Raw genomic sequence first — 22,024 nt, forward strand, 5'->3', positions numbered from 1 at the left:
CTCTCCGTGGCTCAGTCGCCGCGGTACAGCTGGCGCTTGTCGATGTAGCGGACCACGCCGTCCGGCACCAGGTACCAGACCGGCTCCCCCTGCGCGACCCTCTCACGGCAGTCCGTGGACGAGATCGCCAGCGCGGGCACCTCCACGAGGGAGACACCGCCCTCGGGGAGTCCGTCGTCCGTGAGCACGTGACCCGGCCGGGTCACACCGATGAAGTGGGAGAGCGAGAACAGCTCCTCCGCGTCGCGCCAGGTGAGGATCTGGGAGAGCGCGTCGGCGCCGGTGATGAAGAAGAGGTCCGCGTCGCCGTGGACCTCGCGCAGGTCCCGCAGCGTATCGATCGTGTACGTCGGTCCGCCACGGTCGATGTCGCTGCGGCTCACCGAGAACTGCGGGTTGGACGCGGTGGCGATGACCGTCATCAGATAGCGGTCCTCGGCCGGGGAGACCTTCTTGTGGCTCTTCTGCCACGGCTGCCCGGTCGGGACGAACACGACCTCGTCCAGATGGAACTGGGCGGCCACTTCACTGGCCGCCACCAGGTGTCCATGGTGAATCGGGTCAAACGTCCCGCCCATGACGCCGATGCGGCGTTTGCCGGGGCCGGTAGGCACTTCCTGCTCTCCCATGCGTGCAGAGCCTACTGGCACAGCTGTACGCCTCTGACTCAGCGGTCGCGGTTGAAGCGGGTGGTGACCCAGAGCAGGAACAACAGCGCGAGGAGGGCTCCGCCGCCGATGAGGTACGGGTTGAGGCTTTCGTGGTTGCCGCCCTCGCCGCCGCCGGAGGCGAGAGTGGCCAGCTGGTGTGCGGTGCTCGTGAGGCTCATCTTCGGCAGGACCTATCGATCGTGAATCGGAAGGAAGACGTCGGGCACATCGTATGCGGGGCCCCCGGGCACGCTCACGCCGACTCAGTCGTTGTCATCGTTGTCGCGGTATCCGCGCAGCAGGAACCAGGCGAGCAGCACCGCTCCGACGATCGAGGCCAGCAGCACGATCCGGAGGGTGTTGCCCGGCCCCTGCTCGGCGGAGACGGCGGCGAGCAGTACGGCGGTGTGCGGCATTTCGGGCGCTCCTCATAGTTATCCACAGCCCCCCGCACACCGTAGCGCCAGCACATACGCTGGGTTTTGTCCGGGGGACGAGCGACGTCTCGTACGAACAGGGGGCCACCCATGACCGACAGCAGTCACGAGAACGTGCCGAGCAGGGCGCGCAGGCGATTCCCCGGGATCTCGTCCCGGGCCTACGAGCACCCGGCGGACCGCTCGGCCCTGGTGGCCCTGCGCAGGCTCACCGGCTTCGACACCGTGTTCAAGGCGCTCAGCGGGCTGCTCCCCGAGCGCAGTCTGCGGCTGCTCTTCCTCTCCGACTCCGTGCGGGTGAGCGAGGCGCAGTTCGCGCACCTCAACGACATGCTGCGCGACGCGTGTTACATCCTGGACCTGGAGAAGGTCCCGCCGATGTACGTCAAGCAGGACCCGCAGCCCAACGCGATGTGCATCGGGCTGGACGAGCCGATCATCGTGGTCACCACCGGCCTGGTCGAGCTGCTCGACGAGGAGGAGATGCGGGCGGTGGTGGGCCACGAGGTGGGCCACGCGCTGTCCGGTCACTCGGTGTACCGGACGATACTGCTCTTCCTGACCAACCTGGCCGTGAAGGTCGCCTGGATCCCGCTGGGGAACGTGGCGATCATGGCCATAGTGACGGCGCTGCGCGAGTGGTTCCGCAAGTCGGAGCTCTCCGCCGACCGGGCCGGTCTGCTGGTGGGCCAGGACATCCAGGCCTCGATGCGCGGTCTGATGAAGATCGCCGGTGGTAACCACCTCCACGAGATGAACGTGGACGCCTTCCTCGCCCAGGCCGACGAGTACGAGAAGGGCGGGGACCTGCGGGACTCGGTCCTCAAGATCCTCAATGTGCTGCCCCGGACGCATCCCTTCACCACGGTGCGGGCCGCCGAGCTGAAGAAGTGGTCGGAGACCCGCGACTACCAGCGGATCATGGACGGTCACTACCCCCGGCGCGACGAGGACAAGGACGCCTCGGTGTCGGACTCGTTCCGGGAGTCCGCCTCGCACTACGCCGACACGGTGCGCACCAGCAAGGACCCGCTGATGAAGCTGGTCGGTGACATCGCCGGAGGCGCCGGGGACCTGGGCGGCAAGCTGCGCGACAAGTTCACCGGCGGCGGTGGGGGCGCGAAGGGCGGTACGCAGGGACCGGCGGGCGGTTCCGCTACAGACGAGGGCGGAACTCCCGAAGGGCCTGAGGGGTCTCAGGGGCCTGGGGAGGGGCCCCGGAAGGGGTAGCGGCACCGGGGGCGCCCGAGGCGGCGGCGGTCGGGGTGCCGAGCGGTGCGAGGGTCCCGCAGAGTGCCGCCGCCGTCCGGCCCGAGGCGTACGGGTCGGTGGCCGCGGGGCCCTTGTCGTCGGCCCGCTCCCCCGCCAGGAGCGGGCGCAGCATCCCCGCGGCACCGGCCGAGCAGGACTGCGGACCGGCCTGTACGTGGGCGGTGCGCAGCTCCAGCCGGTGCAGCCGCAGGTCCTCCCGGTCGAAGCGGAAGTGCAGCTCGCGGCGGACGGTGAAGAGGGAGGCGCCGTCCTCCTTCCGGGGGCCTTCCGCCGGGCGCAGCGCGTAGGTGAAGGTGTGGTCCGAGACGACCTCCAGGGTGCCCGCGCCGTCCTCCGCGTACGCGAGCGTGCCCTGGACCCGGACCTGGGGGTCCGCGAGCTCCACCCGGGCCGGGTCGAAGCGCACCAGCCAGCCCGTGGCGGCGTGGAGCCCGTCGTCGGCGGGGCTGCTCATGGACCGTTCGAACTGGCCCCGCTGGTCCGGGTCCAGGAGCTGTTCGACGGGGCGGCGGACCTGGCCGGTGAGGACGTCCGGGTTGAGCGAGGACTCCACCAGGTAGTCCTTGACCGTGGCGAGGGCGGTGGTGATCTGGCTGTCGGAGAAGTTCTGCGTGCGCCGTACGGAGGGGAAGTTGATGCCCTCCGCACCGATCCGGAAGCCGGAGAGCGGGGCGGCCCGGTACAGCCGCTCGGGTGATCCGGCGGGCACGGCCGCTCGCGGGGCGAGGGGCACGATGGTGGTGCGCAGCGGCTCGGCCCTGCGGGGGACGGGCTGCGGATAGGGGTTGCGGAAGCCGATGTAGACGGCCGTCGCGAAGGCCAGGGCGATCAGGACGACCAGCACGATGGCGGCCCTGGAGCCGTGGTTGGCCGGGGCCACCGGCTCCGGCAGCGTCCGCACGGCACGGGCGTGCTCGCCCATCCGCTCCTGGGCCGAGAACTCCTGCATGCGGGCACTGCGGACAAACGATTCGTCGAAGACGAGCGAGCGGTACTCGTCCTCGCCGCCCTCGGGGTTCTCGGGCGGGCCGTTCGGGGGTTCTGAGCGGCCTGTCATGACGTCTCTCCCGATCTCGCACCACCGGTCAGCGAGAAGCCCCCGGGGAAGCGAGGGGGCACATCTTCAGAGTAGGTCGATCGGCGCGTACGTAAACGCGGAGAGCGGCGGCAAGTGGTGCCCGCGACGGCCGCCGGACGGGTGACGCGGGACCGTCGACGGGTGACGCGGGAGCGTTCAGGGAGTGCGGGGCGTGGCGGAGACCGCCGGGCGGGAGTGGTCGGCGGAGGCCGACGGGACGGACCCGGGCTTGTCCACCCCGCTGGTCACGGGCGGCGGCACCGGGTCCTGGCGGTGGGCCGAGGCGCCCCGGTAGACGGCGGTGAAGGCGAGGACGACCATCCCGACGCCCATCACCAGGGCCAGCAGCCAGGCGACCGGGCGGTGCCAGCGGGCGGCGCCCCGGTAGGGCCGCACTCCGCCGCCCGGCCCGTAGGGGCCCTGTCCGGCCCCGTCGTCGCACTCGGGGTCGTAGTCGAGGTCCTGGGGGTCGTGGTAGCCCCGGGAGCGCCCGTAGGAGCCGTACTCGCCGTCCGTGGGGCGGCGGCTGCGGCGGGCCCGGGCGGCGTCGGCCTGCGCACGGGCCTCCGCGGCGGCGAGAAGGCGCTCCACGGCGGTGGGTTCATGAACGGTGGCGGCCCGGACGAAGTCCTCGTCGAACACCACGGAGGCGAAGTCCTCGTCCGCGCCCCCGCGGTCGTCGTCGGGCTCCCAGCCGTCCGGGAACGGCTTGCCCCCCACGTCGTCCGGCACGGTTTCAGCGTAGCCCCGCGGGGACCTTTTGGGCAGGTGCTCCGCCGATTCTCCCGGCGGGCGGCCGGGGGAACATGCGGCCGGTCCTTGACCCGTGCGCGTCCCGCCGGGGCCCGCGCCGCGCCACGCCTGGGCCGTGCCGCCCCTCCGGGCCCGCGCCGCGCCACGCCCGGCCCGGACCACGCCACCACGCCCGGCCCACGCCACGCCCCTCCGGGCCCGCAGGCGCCCCGCCGGGCCCCCTGCCACCGCGTACCAGCTCCCGCCGCCCGCCGGGCGGGATCGCCCCGACCGGCGGGCGGGCGAAGGCGTCGCTACCGGGTGTGGCCGTCGCCCGTGACGATGTACTTCGTGGAGGTCAGCTCCGGCAGACCCATCGGGCCCCGGGCGTGCAGCTTCTGGGTGGAGATGCCGATCTCGGCGCCGAAGCCGAACTGCCCGCCGTCCGTGAAGCGCGTGGAGGCGTTGACGGCGACCGTGGTCGAGTCGACCAGCTGGGTGAACCGGCGGGCCGCCGCCTGCGAGGTCGTCACGATCGCCTCGGTGTGGCCGGAGGACCAGAGCCGGATGTGCGCCACCGCCGCGTCCAGCGAGTCCACGACCGCCGCCGCGATGTCGTACGACAGGTACTCCGTCTCCCAGTCCTCCGTCGTCGCCGCGACCACGGTGGCCTTGGTCCCCTCGGCGTGCGCGAGGACGTGCTCGTCGCCGTGCACGGTCACCCCGGCCTCGGCGAGCGCGTCCAGGGCGAGCGGCAGGAAGGCGTCGGCGACGTCCTTGTGGACGAGCAGGGTCTCGGCGGCGTTGCAGACGCTGGGGCGCTGGGCCTTGGAGTTGATCAGGATGTCGACCGCCATGGAGAGGTCGGTCTCCGCGTCGACGTAGACGTGGCAGTTGCCGGTTCCGGTCTCGATGACGGGGACCGTGGACTCCTCGACGACCGTACGGATCAGCGAGGCGCCGCCGCGCGGGATGAGGACGTCGACCAGGCCGCGGGCCCGCATCAGCTCCCGTACCGAGTCGCGGCTCTCGCCCGGGACGAGCTGCACCGCGTCGGCGGGGAGGCCCGAGCCGCCGACCGCGTCGCGCAGGACGCGGACCAGGGCGGTGTTGGAGGCGTACGCGGAGGAGGAGCCGCGCAGCAGGACCGCGTTGCCGGACTTCAGGCAGAGGGCGGCGGCGTCCACGGTGACGTTGGGGCGGGCCTCGTAGATGATGCCGACCACGCCGAGGGGGACGCGGACCTGGCGCAGGTCGATGCCATTGGGCAGCGTGGAGCCGCGCACCACCTCGCCGACCGGGTCGGGCAGCGCGGCCACGTCCCGTACGTCGGCGGCGATGGCCCGGATGCGCTCCGGGGTGAGGGTGAGCCGGTCGATGATGCCCTCGCTCGTGCCGGCCTCGCGGGCCCGCTCGACGTCCTGCGCGTTGGCCTCGACGATCTCGGCGGTCCGCACTTCGAGGGCGTCCGCGATGGCCAGCAGCGCGTCGTCCTTGGCGGCGCGCGGAAGTGGCGCGATATCTGCGGCGGCGGCGCGGGCCCGGTAGGCGGTCTGCGCGACCGGGGACAGGTTGTCGTAGGGCGAGAGCGTGGTCATGCCCGCAGGGTAATGCGCGCTCTGCGGGCATACGGCACGTATCCCGTGATGCGAGACGGCCGACCCGAGGGGCGGACGCCTCGCATCACACGGCCTTCAGTACGGGTGCACGCCGACGGGCGCGGCGGGCGGCGGCCCGTACCCCTCGGCGATGCGCTGGTGGTATGTCTCACGGTCGATGACTTCGAGGCCGACGATCTTCCACGGCGGGAGCTGGGCGCTGGAGCGGTGCTCGCCCCAGAGCCGCAGCGCGACCGCGGCCGCGTCGTGCAGGTCGCGGGCCTCTTCCCAGTAGCGGATCTCCGCGTGGTCGTTGGCGTAGCGGCTGGTCAGCAGGAAGGGATGGTCGTGCGCGAGCTGTTCCAGGCCGCGTCTGACCTCCCCCAGCGGGGTCTCGGCACCCGCGACGCAGAGGGTGATGTGCCACAGCTTCGACTGCGGGCGGTCCTCCTGCCGCTCCGGCACCGGCTCCTGTTCGGCGGTGCCTCCCAGGGGCGGGTTCCGGTCGAAATCAGCCCCCGCTCCGACACTCGTCAGGGCGCGGCTGCCCGTGCCTCGGGGCGACGCCCCCGGGCGCGCTCGTCTCACCGGCGGCCTCCTGTGATGTGTTGCTGTGCGGACCCCTGATTCCCCGCTACAAAGTGGACCAGTCCACGGCCGGGCGTGGGGCGGTTTTGGTAAAGGTCACTGCCCTACAGCGGGACTTTCAGCCGTTTCAGGGGGTGAGGCGGGGCGTGAGAATGACCAGATCGTCCCTGTGTACGACCTCGCGCTCGTAGGCGGGGCCCAGTTCACGGGCCAGATCGCGGGTGGAGCGGCCGAGCAGCTGGGGGATCTCCTTCGCGTCGAAGTTGACGAGCCCGCGGGCGACCGGAGTGCCGCGCAGATCGCGCAGCTCGACCGGGTCGCCTGCGCTGAACTCGCCCTCGACGGCGGAGATCCCGGCGGGCAGCAGCGAGGTGCGGCGCTCCACGACGGCCCGTACGGCGCCGTCGTCCAGGGTGAGCGCGCCCTGCGGGGTGGAGGCGTGGGCGAGCCACAGGAGCCGGTCGGCGGAGCGGCGGCCGGTGCGGTGGAAGTACGTACCGGTGTCGCGGCCCGCGAGGGCGTCGGCGGCCCGGCTGGCGGAGGTGAGGACGACGGGGACCCCGGCGGCGGTGGCGATGTTGGCGGCCTCGACCTTGGTGACCATGCCGCCGGTGCCCACACCCGCCTTCCCGGCGCTGCCGATGGTGACGTCGGCCAGGTCCCCGGGGCCGGTGACCTCGGCGATCCGGGTGGCGCCGGGGGTGCCGGGCGGGCCGTCGTAGAGACCGTCCACGTCGGAGAGGAGGACGAGGAGGTCGGCGTGGACGAGGTGGGCGACCAGCGCGGCGAGCCGGTCGTTGTCACCGAAGCGGATCTCGTCGGTGGCGACGGTGTCGTTCTCGTTGACGACGGGGACCGCGCCCATCTCCAGGAGCTGGTCGAGGGTGCTGTAGGCGTTGCGGTAGTGGGCGCGGCGGCTGGTGTCGTCGGCGGTGAGGAGCACCTGGCCGACGCGGATGCCGTAGCGCGCGAAGGAGGCGGTGTAGCGGGCCACCAGGAGGCCCTGGCCGACGCTGGCGGCGGCCTGCTGGCGGGCGAGGTCCTTGGGCCTGCGGACCAGGCCGAGCGGGGCGAGCCCGGCGGCGATGGCACCGCTGGAGACGAGGACGACCTCGCGTTCGCCACCGTCCCTGACCTTGGCCAGGACGTCGACGAGGGCGTCGACGCGGTCGGCGTCCAGTCCGCCGGAGGCCGTGGTGAGCGAGGAGGAGCCGACCTTGACGACGATCCTGCGGGCGCCGGTCACTTCCGAACGGTGCTCCGACAGCCCGTGCTCCGACGGCGTGCGCTCTGACACGTGCTTCCTCGCTCTGAATAGCCCCGGGTGAACCACTGAACCGGTGAACCGCTGAACCCGTGAACCTGTGAACCTTTGTCGCAGTGTTCCGGTACCCCGGTACCCCGGTGTTCCGGTGTTCCCGTGTTCCGGTCTTCGGTGAGGAGCGTTCGTGCCGCCCCCGGCACAGCACAGTACGCGAGCGGCCGCCCCCGCCGCCCGCCGGTTTCGACCGGTGGACGGCTCGGGGCGGCCGGGGTGGTTCAGCGCTGCTGCTCGTCCTTGATGGCGAGCATCCGGTCGACGACCCGGGCGGCGGCGCGCCCGTCGGAGGGCTCGCAGAAGTCGACCCGGAACTGGGCGTACTTCTCCTTGTACTCCTCGCTCACCGCGTCGATGTTCCGGATCGCGGAGACCAGGTCCTCGGAGGTCTTGATCAGCGGTCCGGGAGCGCGGGAGGTGAAGTCGAAGTAGAAGCCGCGCAGGGTGTCGCGGTAGTGCTCCAGGTCGTACGTGAAGAAGAGCATCGGCCGCCCGGAGTGGGCGAAGTCGAACAGCACCGAGGAGTAGTCCGTGATCAGCACGTCGGCGATCAGGTAGAGGTCGGCGATGTCCGGGTAGTACGTGACGTCGTAGACGAAGCCCTGTCCGGCGCCGGGGATGGAGTCCAGGACCTTGTGGTGCTTGCGGTAGAGCAGCACGTGGTCCTCGCCGAGCTCGCGCTTCGCCGCCTCGACGTCGATCTTGTTGTCCAGCTTGAACCGGCGGCCGCCGTAGCGCTGGTCGTCGCGCCACGTGGGCGCGTACAGCACGACCTTCTTGCCCGCGGGGATGCCGAGCTTCTCCCGTACGGCCGTGGCGCGCTTGACCCGGTCGGGGGCGTGGAAGACGTCGTTGCGCGGGTAGCCCGCCTCCAGGACCTCGCACTGGAGGCGGAAGGAGTTGGTCATGATCGGGGTGGTGAAGGCGTTCGGCGTGATGAACAGGCTGTACTGGCGCGAGCGCTGCGGGAGGCTCGCGATGTAGGCCAGGTTCGCCTTCGGGGTGCCCAGCAGGTCGGCGCCGATGCGCTTGAGCGGGGTGCCGTGCCAGGTCTGGACGACGACCTGGCCCTCACGGCGGACGAACCACTCCCGGATGCCGCCGTTGGTGACGACGTACCGGCTGCGGGCCAGCGCCTCGTACCACTCCTCGCTGCCCCACTCCACGCCGCGCACGCCGGGCGGGAGGACGACCTGCTGGTCGTGGACCATCGCGATGTGCTCGACGTCGGTGCCCCGGCGCTTGAGCTCCTCGTAGACCGCGCGCGGGGAGTCGGAGAACTGCTTGCCGCCGAAGCTGTTGTAGAGCACGGCCTCGCGCAGCGGCAGCTTGCGCTGTTCGGGGGTGTAGACGTCGCGCATGAGGCGCTGGCGGTAGGCGCCGCGCAGCTCCGGGCCGAGGACCGGTCCGGACTCCACGAAGATCCGGTCGAAGTCGAGCCGCTCCACGGTGTACGTGCGGTGCTCGCCCCGGTGGGAGAGCGGCAGTACGGAGACGAGGTCGGGGCGGATCGTGACGGGGAGGTCGCGGACGTGGTTCCACTCGGTGCGCAGGCGCAGGCGCGGCATCCAGCGGCCGGCGCGCAGCGGCACGGTGCCCTCGTACGTCTCCATGGTGTCCGGGCGGAGCCGGGCGGTGAAGCGGCCGTCCGCGAACTCGACGGGCAGCGGCCGGTCCTCGTTGCGGCCGGTGTGGCGCAGGACCATCTTCATCTGCTCGGCCGGGCCGGTGTAGGCGCCGGAGAGCACCAGCTCGCCGTCCGCGCTCCACTCGACGCTGTCGACGACCGGCTGGACGGTGCGCAGCTGCGGGGTGAAGTTCCCGGCGCCGTCGGTGACGATGGCCAGCTCGCGCCCGTCGGGCAGCGGGTGGACTCCGGTGCGCAGGTTCTCGCCGTTGGTGGCGCGGCGGGTGGTGCCGTCGGCGAAGACGATGAGCGTGCGGTACTTGCGGGACTTGCCGGGGGTGATGCCGGTGGTGGGCAGGTCGGCGAGGGGGAGCTTCGCGGTGTGGCGGAACCAGCCGTCGTCGCCGGTCCCGGTCTGCTCCAGGGGCAGGTCGGTGGTGAAGCCGCTCGGCTCGTGGTCGATGCGCAGGGCCTTGGGGAACTTGCCCGCGGGGGCGGTGACGCGGGAGCGGAGGGTGACGGTGAGGGTGTCGCCGTCCACCTCCTGGGCGTCGATCTCGGCGGGGACGACGTCCACGGTGAGCTTGAGGCGGTTGCGGTCGAAGCCTGCGACGAGCCGGACGCCGTCGTCCAGGACGCGGGTGAAGCTGTGTCCGGCCGCGCCCGCGGTGTTCTTGGTGATGCTGCCCACGGACATGCCGCCGGGGCGCGGGATGCCGACGCCCAGGCGCCAGGTGCCGGACTGCCACTGGCCGCGCACCCGGAGCCGGCCCGGGTCGATGCCGATCTCGAAGCCCGACCAGTCGTAGTTGTGCAGGGCGCCCTTGGCCTCGGCGGTGGCGCGGGGCTCCTCGACCGTGCGCAGGCGCAGCGGGAGGGTGGAGCGGCTGCCCTGCCGGCGCAGCACGGCGACGCGCAGGGAGCGCTTGCCGGTGGCGGAGGGGACGTTGGGGATGTAGGCGTAGCCCTTGACGAGGAGCTTGCCGTCCTCCCAGACGAGGTCCAGCAGCTTGCCGCGTACGGGGAGTTCGCTGCGGTTGAAGTTGCGGACCGAGGAGGGCAGCGAGGAGCTCTCGATGCCGGGCAGCTCGATGCGGGCGCGCCGCAGGCCCTTCACGGCGAAGGCTCCCGGGTTCTCCCGCTCGTAGTGGAGCAGGCCTGCCAGCTCCTCGCCGCGTCCGCTGGCCGCCAGGTGCCACTTGACCCGGGCCATCGGGGAGAACTGCCGGACGACCTTGGGGGCGGCGCGGTCCAGGAAGTCCTTGGCCGCGCTGTGGAAGGCGGGGCGCTCCTCGGCCGGAGTCTCCGGGAAGTACTTCATGAGCCGGCTGAGCTCTTCGGGGATCGCTTCGAGGGACGCCACGGGGAGAGGGCCTTTCCGGGGGGACGTGCAGATGATGAACCCCTGGAAGACGGGGCGTAAATGAGACGCCTACAACGGTCTCATGGTTGCACCCCAGTATGGCGTGAGGCCAATCACAGGATCGACCCGCCCCGGACTCTCGCCGGGACGGGCCTCCGGGCCCGTGGAGCGTCCGGTCAGACGCGGTGTGCGCGGGGGGCGCGCAGGGCGCTCAGCAGCGTACGGCGGGCCTTGCGGATCACGCGCCGGGCGAGGGAGACCGGGGAGCCGGAGTGCGGTGGGTCGATCCGCCGGCCGCCGATCCATTCGGTGACGGTGACCTCGTAGGCCCGCTCGGGGAGCACCGAAGAACCCTCGCCGAAGTGCGGATATGCCAGGTGGAGGCGGTTGTCCCGGCGTACGGTCGCGGGCTCCTCCTTGGCGCGCAGGAAGCTCACGATGTCGAGCAGCAGGTCGAGCCGCCCCTCGGCGACACAGGCGAGCCGCAGCCGCTCGTGGACCTTGAGCCGGCGGCCGATCTCCGGCGTCCAGTAGGCCTCCATGAGGGGGGCGGCGAGCGCCATCTTCCTCTGGCGTACGGCGTCGGACTGTTTCAGCAGTCCGGGTCCGAACTGGGGCAGCAGCGTGATGACGAACGGACGTACCATCAGCGCGTCCCGGCGGGGCCCGGCGGGCACCTGGTCGGCGATGAGCTTCATGAGGGCGCGGGCGGAGTCGAACCGCCGGGTGTAGTTGCCCTTCTTGGTCATCTGGTTGCGGTCCTCGCGGCCCACCAGGTAGTAGCAGGTGTAGTCGGCGACGACGGAGACGCCGTTGCCGCGGAGGTAGGCCTCCATGGTGAACAGCGCGTCCTCGCCCGTCTTCAGCGTCTCGTCGAAGGACATGCCGAGCCGTACAAGAAGGTCGCGCCGGAACAGCTTCTGCGCGCTCAGCGTGAACTTGATGTTGGAGGAGTACAGGTCGGCGCGCTCAACGGTCTCCTTCCACATCGACTTGGCCGCACCGCGGTTGACGCCGACGATCTTTCCGAGCACCACGTCCGTGCCCGCCCGGTCACCCATGGCGACCATCCGCTCCAGGGCCTCCTCGCCGAAGTAGTCGTCGGCGTCGAGAAAGAAGACGTACCGGCCTCGGGCGAGGCCCAGACCGACGTTGCGCGGGCCGCTGGGGCCGCCGGAATTGGCCTGCCGGACGACCCGCGTGGGGACGGCCGTCCGGGCTGCGAACTCCTCCAGATACTCACCCGTGCCGTCCGTGGAGCCGTCGTCGACCGCGATGATCTCCAGCCGTCCGGCGCCGATCGTCTGCGCCTCCACGGACTCCAGGCACCGGACCAGGTAGGGCATCGCGTCGTATGCCCCGATGATCACACTGACATCGGGCTCGTGGTTCTTCCTGGGCATGTCGGCCATGTGCACCTGTCGATTTGATCACGAAAGAGGGCGGATTGCCCGACTCTGCACTCTTTATGCATCGACATGCCGAACGACCCGTGCATCCCCCCCTCAGGGGAGATGTACGGGTCGCCCTATGGGTTGCGTCGTTTTCAGCCAGTTCGGTCAGATGTGCGCCCTTCGGCGGGACATCTTCCGGCCGTACGAGCTCCAGCCGTACGCGCTTGAGCTGTCAGCTGTACGCGCTTCAGCGCACCGCCGAGGTCTCCTCGGCGGCAGCGGCCTCCGCCGCCTCCGCCGCCTCCACCGCGTCCGGGTCCGCCGCGAGGCCGGCCTCGGCCAGCGCCTCCGGCTCGCCCGTGCCGACGCCGCTGGAGTCCGCCTCCCGGTCCGGTACGGCCACGGCCTGGTCGCCGATCCGCTGGGCGACCCCCGCGTTGCGGGCCTCGGCCTTGGCGGCGAGCGCCCGTACGGCGGCGTTGAACTGCTCCATGGAGGTCGGCTCGTCCGGGCCCAGGAGGTAGGTCTTCAGCTCCCGGCGGGCCCCGGCCAGCGCGTCCTTGGCCGGGTCGGCGACCGCGGCCAGCAGCTCGTCGAGCTCCTCGGCGCCGTTGGACAGGATGACCGCGGCCCGTACGGCGGTGTTCTGCCGCTTGAACTCCTCGGCGCCCAGCCCCGCGGAGTCGGTGACCGCGTACGGCTTGCCGCTCGCGATGAAGTCGGACACCACGCTGGAGATGTCCGAGACCATCGCGTCGGACTCGTTGAAGCAGTCGTACAGCTTGGGCTGCGCGCCCGTCACCGTACGGTGTTCCCACCAGCCGAAGGAGCGCCAGTAGGCGTCGTTCCACTCGGCCCGCAGCCGCGCCGCCTCCGCCTCACGGGCCGGGTCGGCGAGCGAGACCCGCGACTCCTCCGCGTCGTCCCCGCCGGAGTGGCCCAGGGCCGCGAGCTCCGCGAGGCGCGCGTCGATCCGGACCAGCTCGGCGCGGGCGGCGCTCCGGGCGGCGGCCGTCCCCTCGGCCTCCTTGGCCCAGCGGGGCTCGGCGGCGCGCTCGGTGGCGGCCTTCCCCAGCATCCCGCGGATCCGGGCGTCGACCGCCTTGGCCTTGGCGCTGCGGATACCGGTGAAGGGGTGCGGCTTGTAGATGATCCGGACCTGGTCGTCGGCGGCGAGCAGCCGGCGCACGATGTTCTCGCCCGCGAGCAGCAGGGAGGTGTTGCCGGGGTTGTCGTCCCAGCCCTCCCAGGTGGGCGCGTACAGCACGGTCGGGATGGGGTTCCTGACCGCGCCCGTCCAGCTCTTGATGGGCTCCAGTTGCGGGCGGCCGACCTCGACGATGTCCTCGTCGCGGACGCCGACGTCGGCCAGCGCGTAGCGGTCACGCCCGGCCCGGCCGGCCGTCCAGACCTCGTCGTAGACCTTGGAGTACGGGTTGACGCTGGCGAGCTTGTCGCTGTCGCCGTGGCCGATGAAGACATGCTTCATGGTCGGCACGCGCAGGATGTGGATGTTCTTGCCGACGTTGGCCGGGTACAGGCAGACCCGGACGGTGGAGAGGTCCAGGTTCATCAGGTGCGTGCCCGCCGGGACGCAGATCACCGGGACGGAGGTCTCGGCCAGCTGCGGGACCAGACCGCGCTCCCGCATGATGATCAGCGGCCGGCCCTCGATCCGGGCCATGGTCTCCAGCCACATGTTGCCCTGGTAGGCGGACTCGTTGGAGCCGGAGAAGTAGAGCACCACCGTCGGCTGGTACTCGCGCAGCCAGCCGTCGACGGCCTTGAGCACGGCGGGGGCCGAGGGCACCAGCCGACTGCGGCGTACGTACGGGACGAGCGCGGCGAGGTAGGCCAGGGCGAGCAGCAGGGTGAGCGCGGCGCCCGCGTAACCGACGAGGTCCTCACCGGTCCCGGCGGCGATCAGGATGCCGAGCATCGCCGGGATGTCGAGGTGCAGCATCTTCTCGGCGGAGCGGCGCAGCAGCACGGCCGGCGGGGCGTCGGGGATGCGGACGGCGTGCAGGTCCACGTTGCGGGTGACGACCGGCATGGTGCGGCGGAGCCGGATCAGGGTCGTCAGGGCGCCGTGCGGGGCCTGGAGTCCGTAGAAGAGCAGGAAGCAGGCGACCGCCGTGTAGAACAGCGGCTCCGCCGCGAGGCCCAGCCGGGCCAGCAGCAGGATGAGCATCAGCTGGCGCAGCAGGAACCGTATGGGCAGCCCGGCCCGGACCTTGCCGAGCCGGTTGATCAGATAGCTCCCCCGCTGGTGCAGATACCAGTCCGAGGCATACGTCACCGTCACGGCCGCCACGAACAACCAGGTGTGCGGAATGAGCGCGGCAAGCATGACGCAGGGATATCCCAGCCCCATCAACAACGCTGCCGCCAGTTCTGACCTGCTGCCCACACGGGCCAGACGAATGGCTGTCGAGATCACGAAGAACCTGCTCCAGGGGGGTGCCGGTTTGATTCACGTATTGAGGGAAATGTGAAGGCACGGCTTCACGCATTCGGGCCTCTGCGGTCGCAGAAAGCGACAACAGAGGCCCGGATAAGCACAATTGTCAAGAATTATTACACATCTTCTTGACGGTCCAGCACGGAGGCCAGCGCCTGCTCGAACCCGGAGTCGGCGGCTCCGGCCGTCGGGTCCTGCTGCCGTACGTCGATGACGTGACCGGTCAGCGCGGAGAGCAGGACGTCCAGCGAGGTGCGGGCCACGGCCTCCGAGGAGAGCAGCGAGCCCTCCGGCTCCTGGCCGAACGCCTTGGTGCGCATCGGCGTCGCGGTCCGCTCCGGGTTGACGCAGTTGACCCGGATCCCCTCGCCCGCCCACTCGTCGGCGAGCGCCTGGGTGAGGTTGACCATGGCGGCCTTGGTGGAGGAGTAGAGGCTGTACTCGGCGCGGCCCCGGGTGTAGCTGCTGGAGGTGTAGAGCAGCAGCTGGCCCTGGGTCTCGGCGAGGTACTTGTAGGAGGCGCGGGCGATCTGGACGGGGGCCAGGTAGTTGACGTTCAGCGCTTCCTGGATGGTCGCGTTGTCCGTCTCGGCCAGCTTGCCGATGCGCAGGACGCCCGCCGTGTTGATGACGTAGTCGATGCGGCCCGTCTCGGCGTACGCCTTGGAGAGCGCCTCCTCGACGTGTTCCGGGTTCTCCACGTGGGTGCCGGTGGTGGAGCGGCCCAGGGCGTAGACGCTCGCGCCGTAGCTCTCGGCCAGCGTCGCGATGTCGGCGCCGATCCCGTACGAACCGCCGAAGACGACGAGGGTCTTGCCGGAGAGCAGCTCGCGGTAGGCGGCCTCGTCGGCCTGGCGCGGGGCGGCGGTGGAGGCGAGCTGGAAGAGCTTGTCGGTGATGAAGACGTCGACCGGCTGGGTGACCTTCATGTTGTACTCGTCGCCCGCGACCACGTAGATCGGCACGTCGGGGAGGTACTTGAGGACCACCGAACAGTCGTCGGTCGCCTGGAAGTTGGGGTCTCCGGCCGCGATCCGGTAGGCCTTGCGGATGGTGGAGAGCTTGAAGGCCTGCGGGGTCTGGCCGCGGCGCAGCCGGGAGCGGTCGGGGACCTCGGTGATGAACTCCCCGTCCCCGCCGTGGGTGCGGGTCACGATGATCGTGTCCGCCGACGGGATCGCGACGTCGACGGCCTGGTAGCGGTCGAGGGCGTCGACGCAGTCCTTGATGACGCGCTGGGAGAGCAGGGGGCGCACCGCGTCGTGGAAGAGGACGTTGCGGTCCTCGCCCTCGGCCAGGCCCTCGCCGAGGGCCGCGATGGCGCGCTCGGTGGTCTCGTTGCGGGTGGAGCCGCCCTCGATGATCCGGGTGACCTTGGCCAGTCCGGCCTTGGCGACGATCTTCTCGACGTCGGGCACGAACCCGGGCGCCATCAGCACGATGACGTCGTCGATGTCCTCGGCGTTCTCGAAGATGGTCAGCGTGTGCTCGATGACGGCCTTGCCGGCGATCTTCAGGAGCTGCTTGGGGATCGACAGTCCCACGCGCTGTCCGGTACCACCGGCGAGTACGACCGCTGTGGTCCGGGGCTTGGCTTCGTGCGGCACAGACACAGACGACCTACCTTGCTATGACGGAGGAACAGTGTGATGGTCGCACTCTCCGTGACCGTCTCGCAAGGTGGACGTCGTCCGCCGATCGTCCTGCGGAAACCCGCAGTTCACCCTCTGGCCAGGGAGGTTGGGCGGCGCCGGGCCGTACGCGGGGTGACCGAATCCACAGAGACGTTGCGTAATCGGCACATCCACAGCACGTGCACCCGGGGTGACCGGCCGGAACGGCGGGAACGTCCGGCACCCGGGCGTGAGGCTACCGGACGGCCCGCCCCATACGGAGCCGAGCCGTCCGGTCATCGTGGCGCTAGAAGGGGTCGAACTCGTCGTACTCCTTCTCCGCGTCGTCGCGCTGGGCGTCGCGGTCCCGGCGGCGCTGGGCGGCGGGGCGCGGCTCCTCCAGGCGGTGGTCCTCACCCCGGCGGCCCAGCATCTCGGCACCGGCGCTGACGGTCGGCTCCCAGTCGAAGACGACCGCGTTCTCCTCGGGGCCGATGGCCACGCCGTCACCGGCCCGGGCGCCCGCCTTCATCAGGGCGTCCTCGACACCGAGGCGGTTGAGCCGGTCCGCGAGGTAGCCGACGGCCTCGTCGTTGTTGAAGTCGGTCTGGCGCACCCAGCGCTCGGGCTTCTCGCCGCGCACCCGGTAGATGCCCTCGTCGTCCAGGGTGACGGTGAAGCCCGCGTCGTCCACGGCCCTGGGGCGGATGACGATACGGGTCGCCTCCTCCTTCGGCTTGGTGGCACGCGCCTCGGCGATGATCCCGGCGAGCGCGAAGCTCAGCTCCTTGAGGCCCTTGTGGGCGATCGCGGAGACCTCGAAGACACGGTAGCCGCGGGCCTCCAGGTCGGGGCGGATCATGTCGGCGAGGTCCTGGCCGTCGGGGATGTCGACCTTGTTCAGGGCGACGATGCGGGGCCGGTCGTCCAGACCTCCGTACTGGCGCAGCTCCTCCTCGATGATGTCGAGGTCGGAGACGGGGTCCCGGTCGGACTCCAGGGTCGCGGTGTCCAGGACGTGGACGAGCACCGAGCAGCGCTCGACGTGGCGCAGGAACTCCAGGCCGAGGCCCTTGCCCTGGCTGGCGCCGGGGATGAGGCCCGGGACGTCGGCGATGGTGTAGACGGTCGAGCCCGCGGTGACGACACCGAGGTTGGGCACCAGCGTGGTGAACGGATAGTCCGCGATCTTCGGCTTGGCCGCGGAGAGCACCGAGATCAGCGAGGACTTGCCCGCGCTCGGGTACCCCACGAGGGCCACGTCGGCAACGGTCTTGAGCTCCAGGACGATGTCCCGGCTCTCCCCCGGCTCACCGAGCAGCGCGAACCCGGGCGCCTTGCGGCGGGCGGAGGCCAGCGCCGCGTTGCCGAGGCCGCCGCGGCCGCCCTGTCCGGCGACGAAGGTGGTGCCCTGGCCGACGAGGTCGGCGAGCACGTTCCCGGCCTTGTCGAGGACGACGGTGCCGTCGGGCACGGGCAGGACGAGGTCCTGACCGTCCTTGCCGGAGCGGTTGTCACCGGCGCCGGGCTGGCCGTTGGTGGCCTTGCGGTGGGGGCTGTGGTGGTAGTCCAGCAGCGTGGTCACGGACTGCTCGACGACGAGGATGACATCGCCGCCCCGTCCGCCGTTGCCCCCGTCGGGGCCGCCCAGCGGCTTGAACTTCTCACGGTGTACGGAGGCGCAGCCGTGGCCTCCGTTACCCGCGGCGGCATGCAGCTCGACGCGGTCCACGAAGGTGGTCATGGTTGGTGCCTCCAGGTACTGCGGGGAAATACGGAATTGTCTCTGTCGTAACACGCCGAGGGCGGACCCGCTTCCCCGTTCGCCGGGAAAGCTGAGATCCGCCCTCGGAAGGTGCTGTGCCGTTCTGCGCGCGTCTAAGAGGATCAGACGGCGAGCGGAACGATGTTCACGACCTTGCGGCCGCGGTGCGTACCGAACTCCACCGCACCGGCGGTCAGCGCGAACAGCGTGTCGTCGCCGCCACGGCCGACGCCCGTGCCCGGGTGGAAGTGGGTGCCACGCTGGCGGACCAGGATCTCACCGGCGTTGACGGCCTGACCGCCGAAGCGCTTCACGCCGAGCCGCTGAGCATTGGAATCGCGCCCGTTCCGAGTGGACGATGCGCCCTTCTTGTGTGCCATGTGTTCTCAGTCCCTTACTTCGCAGCCGCGGGGATACCGGTGACCTTGATCGCCGTGTACTGCTGGCGGTGACCCTGGCGACGGCGGTAGCCGGTCTTGTTCTTGTAGCGAAGGATGTCGATCTTCGCGCCCTTGTGGTGGTCCACGATCTCGGCCTGGACCTTGATCCCGGCCAGCACCCACGGGTCGCTGGTCACGGCGTCGCCGTCGACAACGAGCAGGGTCGAGAGCTCGACCGTGTCGCCAACCTTGGCAGTGGAAATCTTGTCAACCTCAACGATGTCGCCGACAGCTACCTTGTGCTGGCGACCACCGCTGCGCACGATGGCGTACACGCGGATCTCTCTCTCGCTCGGAACGGATCCCCTGATGCCAGCCGCTCGCACGGGCCGGGGCCCGGGACGATCCGGAAGGATGAGCGGCCTCTCCTGGCGGACGGCGCGAACACCGACCGTGACCGGGAGGGATGTGCTCAGGGGTAGGCGCGTATGGAAAACACACCGAGGGTCAAGGTTACGGGGCGGGGGTGTGGGGGTCAAACCGGCCCGGCGGCCCGCCGCGGCTCCCCCGTACACCCGGCCCCACCTATGCTTTCCGGGCCAGTCAGCTCTCCGGAAGGTACGACGTGAACTACAGGGTCCAGCCCACCGCCCAGGTCGACGAGACCGCCGAGATCGGCGCAGGCAGCAGCGTCTGGGAGCTGGCTCAGATCCGTGAGGGGGCGAAGCTCGGCGAGGGCTGTGTCGTCGGCCGGGGCGCGTACGTCGGCACCGGGGTCCGGATCGGCGACAACGTCAAGCTGCAGAACTACGCCCTCGTCTACGAGCCCGCCGAGCTCGGCGACGGCGTCTTCGTCGGCCCCGCCGTCGTCCTCACCAACGACCACAACCCGCGCTCGGTGGACCCCGACGGCAAGCAGAAGCGCGGCGGCGACTGGGAGGCCGTCGGCGTCAAGGTCGCCGAGGGCGCGTCGCTCGGCGCCCGGTCCGTCTGCGTGGCCCCGGTCCGGATCGGCCGGTGGGCGATGGTCGCGGCGGGCGCGGTGGTGACCAAGGACGTCCCCGACTTCGCCCTGGTCGTCGGCGTACCGGCCCGGCAGATCGGCTGGGTGGGCCGCAGCGGCGTACGCCTGGTGGCCCGCGAGGGAGAGCCGGGCGTGTGGGAGTGCCCGCAGAGCGGTGGCCTGTACGAGGAGCACGACGGCGTCCTCACCGAGCGGGCGGGCTGACTCCGTGACCGTACGACACGACTTCGCCACCACGCTCGTGACACCGCTCCCCCAGAAGCTCTTGCGCCGACCGCTCATACGCCGGCTCAGAGAAGCCAGAGAAGGATGACGCCGATGGCGAAGGGCCCCCTGTCGGAGGCCGGGCGTTCGCGGCTGGACTCACTCACCGGACTGCGCTTCTGGGCGGCACTGGCCGTCGTGCTCTACCACCTGTCGCGGCAGGCCGGTGAGCTCCCCTGGATCAGTGATCTCACCTGGTACGGGCGGAGCGGGGTGACCTTCTTCTTCGTCCTCTCCGGGTTCGTGCTGGCGTGGACGTACGACGGCAAGTCCGTGCCGGTCGTCGTCTTCCTCTGGCGTCGGTTCGCCCGGATCTGGCCACTGCTCGCCGTCTCGACGGTCGCCTCCCTCGCCGTATGGCGGGCGCTGGGCACCGACATATCGCTGCGGGGCACCGCCGCCACCCTGGCCCTGGTGAACGCCTGGGTCCCCGAACGCCCGTATCTCGTGGGCGGGAACCCCGCCGCCTGGTCGCTCAGCGACGAGGCGTGGTTCTATCTGCTCTTCCCCCTCCTCATGGCGCTGCCGCTGATGCGGAGCTCCCGGGGGCGCGTGGGCATCGCCGTCTTCGTGTGCGTCGCCTCCGTGGGCGTCTGGCTGGGCAGCGCCCTGATCAGCGATTCGCTGGTGCGGCTGTGGGCCCTGGACTACTTCCCACCGACCCGGACACTCCAGTTCGTCCTGGGCGTCGCCGCCGGGCTCGCCGTCAAGCGGGGCTGGCGCCCGCCGGTCGGGCTGCGTACCGCCGTCGTGCTGGTCGTGGCCTGGCACCTGGTGCTGATCCCGTGGTCGAACGCCGTACCCGACAGTCTCTGGTACAGCCCCTACACCGCTTCCCAGCTGCTGGCCACGCCGTTCTTCGCGCTCCTGGTCGCGGCGGCGGCGACCGCCGATGTCGAGCGGCGCCGGACCGGCCTCTCCGGACCCGGCATGGTCAAGCTCGGGCAGTGGTCGTTCGCCTGGTACCTGTTCCACGAGATCGTGCTCAGGCCCTGCTGGGTGTGTTCGGCAAACCGGTGGGGCTGCTCGACACCGTCACGATCTGGAGCGCCACGCTGGTGCTGAGTCTGGCCCTGGCCGCGATTGCTTACCATGGCGTGGAACATCCGCTCGAACGCCTGCTCCGTCGCCGGGGCCCTGGTGGGGCCGCTCCCGGAGCTCGTGCGGAACAGGCCGGGGCGCAGGAGCCCGTGGTCCCGCAGCCGAGCAGGCGAAGCCCTTACCCGTCCCATCGTCGTACGACCCAGAAGAAGAGCGTGCAATGAAAGTCATCAGCATCGTCGGTGCCCGCCCCCAGCTGGTGAAGCTGGCCGCCGTGGCGGCGGCATTCGCCCAGACCGAGCACCAGCACGTGATCGTCCACACCGGACAGCACTACGATGCGGACCTCTCGGACGTCTTCTTCTCCGGGCTCGGCATCCCCGACCCGGACGTGCACCTCGGTGTCGGTTCCGGGAGCCACGGGGTGCAGACCGGGTCGGTGCTCTCCGCGCTCGACCCCGTGCTCGACGCGGAGCAGCCCGACTGGGTCCTGGTGTACGGCGACACCAACTCCACGATCGCCGGGGCGCTTTCGGCGGTGAAGCAGCACCTTCCGGTCGCGCACCTCGAAGCAGGGCTGCGGTCGTTCAACCGGCGGATGCCGGAGGAGCACAACCGGGTGCTGACCGACCACTGCGCCGATCTGCTGCTCGCGCCGACCGAGGAGGCCATGCGCCACCTCGCCAACGAGGGGCTGGCCGATCGGGCCGAGCTGGCCGGTGACGTGATGGTCGACATCTGCCTGCGGATCAGGGACGCCGTGCTGGCCGGGGAGCACCCCGCTCCGGCGCTGCCCGAGGGCATCGACCCCGACCGGCCGTTCCTGCTGGCGACCCTGCACCGCCCGGACAACACCGACGACCCGGAGCGGCTGTCCGCCATCATCGGGGCGCTGGCCGCGCTGCCGGTGCCGGTGGCGCTCCTGGCGCACCCCCGGCTGGTCGCCCGGGCCCAGCAGCACGGCATCGACCTGGCGCAGGGCTCCGTCCACGTGGGCCGGCCGCTGCCGTACGCCGGGCTCGTCGCCGCCGTCCTGGCCTCGTCCGGGGTGGTGACGGACTCCGGCGGGCTCCAGAAGGAGGCGTACCTGCTGGACCGCGTCTGCACGACGATCCGGCCGGAGACCGAGTGGGTCGAGACCCTTGAGGACGGCTGGAACCACCTCGTCCCGGACCCGCACACGATGGCCCCCGCCGACTGGTCGGCCCTGGCCACCCGTCCGGCCCCCGAGGCCCCGCACGGTGCTCCGTACGGGGACGGCACGGCCGCCCAGCGCGTCGTGAAGCTCATGGAGCAGGCCACGCGCCGCGCCTGACCCCGTGAAACCACCGAAGGGCTCATCCGCTGCGGCGGGTGAGCCCTTCGGTGTTCGGGGGCGGTCCGGAGAGGCCCCCGGACCGGCCGGGGAGACCGGCCGGC

19 protein-coding genes are annotated in these 22,024 nt (G+C 71.0%); 4 read left to right on the forward strand and 15 right to left on the reverse strand.

All coding sequences use genetic code 11. From position 1 onward, the window contains the following. Nucleotides 1–11: 11 nt before the first annotated feature. The 3 genes from nadD to ACFW9Z_RS02340 all read right to left on the reverse strand — a co-directional run bounded on the left by nadD (nt 12) and on the right by ACFW9Z_RS02340 (nt 1,066). A complete protein-coding gene (gene nadD / locus ACFW9Z_RS02330) occupies nt 12–629 on the reverse strand; it encodes a nicotinate-nucleotide adenylyltransferase (protein ID WP_093693259.1) in 618 nt (205 codons plus the stop codon). A gap of 38 nt (nt 630–667) precedes the next feature. Beyond that, on the reverse strand, nt 668–829 hold the full coding sequence (locus tag ACFW9Z_RS02335; protein ID WP_384633006.1) for a hypothetical protein: 162 nt from the start codon (nt 827–829) through the stop codon (nt 668–670). An 84-nt stretch (nt 830–913) separates the two neighbouring features. Continuing rightward, nucleotides 914–1,066 (reverse strand): hypothetical protein, encoded by a 153-nt coding sequence (locus tag ACFW9Z_RS02340; protein WP_384633009.1) that lies wholly within the window; start codon nt 1,064–1,066, stop codon nt 914–916. Between the two features lie 111 nt (nt 1,067–1,177). Between ACFW9Z_RS02340 and ACFW9Z_RS02345 the strand changes: the two genes are divergently transcribed. Next, nucleotides 1,178–2,317: a M48 family metallopeptidase gene (locus ACFW9Z_RS02345; protein ID WP_384633011.1), complete on the forward strand. Its 1,140-nt coding sequence runs from the start codon at nt 1,178–1,180 to the stop codon at nt 2,315–2,317. Here the strand turns inward: ACFW9Z_RS02345 and ACFW9Z_RS02350 are convergent. The 12 genes from ACFW9Z_RS02350 to rplU all read right to left on the reverse strand — a co-directional run bounded on the left by ACFW9Z_RS02350 (nt 2,244) and on the right by rplU (nt 18,611). Continuing rightward, nucleotides 2,244–3,416, reverse strand: a complete 1,173-nt coding sequence (locus tag ACFW9Z_RS02350) for a hypothetical protein (RefSeq protein WP_384633014.1) — start codon at nt 3,414–3,416, stop codon at nt 2,244–2,246. The two genes, ACFW9Z_RS02345 and ACFW9Z_RS02350, sit on opposite strands and share 74 nt — an antisense overlap. Nucleotides 3,417–3,593: 177 nt before the next feature. Continuing rightward, nucleotides 3,594–4,169, reverse strand: coding sequence for a hypothetical protein (locus ACFW9Z_RS02355; RefSeq protein ID WP_384633017.1), 576 nt, complete (start codon nt 4,167–4,169; stop codon nt 3,594–3,596). Between the two features lie 314 nt (nt 4,170–4,483). After that, on the reverse strand, nt 4,484–5,767 hold the full coding sequence (locus ACFW9Z_RS02360; protein ID WP_384633020.1) for a glutamate-5-semialdehyde dehydrogenase: 1,284 nt from the start codon (nt 5,765–5,767) through the stop codon (nt 4,484–4,486). Between the two features lie 96 nt (nt 5,768–5,863). Then, on the reverse strand, nt 5,864–6,355 hold the full coding sequence (locus tag ACFW9Z_RS02365) for a hypothetical protein (protein WP_384633023.1): 492 nt from the start codon (nt 6,353–6,355) through the stop codon (nt 5,864–5,866). 127 nt (nt 6,356–6,482) lie between these two features. Next, nucleotides 6,483–7,601, reverse strand: a complete 1,119-nt coding sequence (gene proB, locus ACFW9Z_RS02370; RefSeq protein WP_384633378.1) for a glutamate 5-kinase — start codon at nt 7,599–7,601, stop codon at nt 6,483–6,485. 293 nt (nt 7,602–7,894) lie between these two features. Then, nucleotides 7,895–10,663 carry a CDP-glycerol glycerophosphotransferase family protein gene (locus tag ACFW9Z_RS02375; RefSeq protein ID WP_384633026.1) on the reverse strand — a complete coding sequence of 923 codons (2,769 nt, stop codon included), beginning with the start codon at nt 10,661–10,663 and terminating at the stop codon, nt 7,895–7,897. 176 nt (nt 10,664–10,839) lie between these two features. Then, complete coding sequence (locus tag ACFW9Z_RS02380) at nt 10,840–12,075, reverse strand: glycosyltransferase family 2 protein (RefSeq protein ID WP_384633029.1); 1,236 nt, start codon at nt 12,073–12,075, stop codon at nt 10,840–10,842. Between the two features lie 229 nt (nt 12,076–12,304). Beyond that, entirely contained in the window at nt 12,305–14,407 is a 2,103-nt protein-coding gene (locus ACFW9Z_RS02385) for a hypothetical protein (RefSeq protein WP_384633032.1), read from the reverse strand. Between the two features lie 227 nt (nt 14,408–14,634). Further along, nucleotides 14,635–16,131: an SDR family NAD(P)-dependent oxidoreductase gene (locus ACFW9Z_RS02390; RefSeq protein ID WP_384633035.1), complete on the reverse strand. Its 1,497-nt coding sequence runs from the start codon at nt 16,129–16,131 to the stop codon at nt 14,635–14,637. A gap of 307 nt (nt 16,132–16,438) precedes the next feature. Further along, nucleotides 16,439–17,875, reverse strand: coding sequence for a GTPase ObgE (gene obgE, locus ACFW9Z_RS02395; protein WP_384633038.1), 1,437 nt, complete (start codon nt 17,873–17,875; stop codon nt 16,439–16,441). Between the two features lie 143 nt (nt 17,876–18,018). Next, entirely contained in the window at nt 18,019–18,276 is a 258-nt protein-coding gene (gene rpmA, locus ACFW9Z_RS02400; protein WP_015608479.1) for a 50S ribosomal protein L27, read from the reverse strand. Nucleotides 18,277–18,290: 14 nt separating this feature from the next. Then, a complete protein-coding gene (gene rplU, locus ACFW9Z_RS02405) occupies nt 18,291–18,611 on the reverse strand; it encodes a 50S ribosomal protein L21 (RefSeq protein WP_008738952.1) in 321 nt (106 codons plus the stop codon). A gap of 290 nt (nt 18,612–18,901) precedes the next feature. On the opposite strand from rplU, the gene ACFW9Z_RS02410 reads away from it, so the two are divergent. The 3 genes from ACFW9Z_RS02410 to wecB all read left to right on the forward strand — a co-directional run bounded on the left by ACFW9Z_RS02410 (nt 18,902) and on the right by wecB (nt 21,920). Then, nucleotides 18,902–19,504, forward strand: coding sequence for an acyltransferase (locus ACFW9Z_RS02410; protein WP_384633043.1), 603 nt, complete (start codon nt 18,902–18,904; stop codon nt 19,502–19,504). A gap of 114 nt (nt 19,505–19,618) precedes the next feature. Next, nucleotides 19,619–20,629 carry an acyltransferase family protein gene (locus ACFW9Z_RS02415; protein ID WP_384633046.1) on the forward strand — a complete coding sequence of 337 codons (1,011 nt, stop codon included), beginning with the start codon at nt 19,619–19,621 and terminating at the stop codon, nt 20,627–20,629. Nucleotides 20,630–20,825: 196 nt separating this feature from the next. After that, nucleotides 20,826–21,920 (forward strand): non-hydrolyzing UDP-N-acetylglucosamine 2-epimerase, encoded by a 1,095-nt coding sequence (gene wecB / locus ACFW9Z_RS02420; protein WP_384633049.1) that lies wholly within the window; start codon nt 20,826–20,828, stop codon nt 21,918–21,920. Nucleotides 21,921–22,024 lie beyond the last annotated feature (104 nt).

The sequence above is a fragment of the Streptomyces sp. NPDC059452 genome, from assembly GCF_042750035.1.
GTDB lineage: Bacteria > Actinomycetota > Actinomycetes > Streptomycetales > Streptomycetaceae > Streptomyces.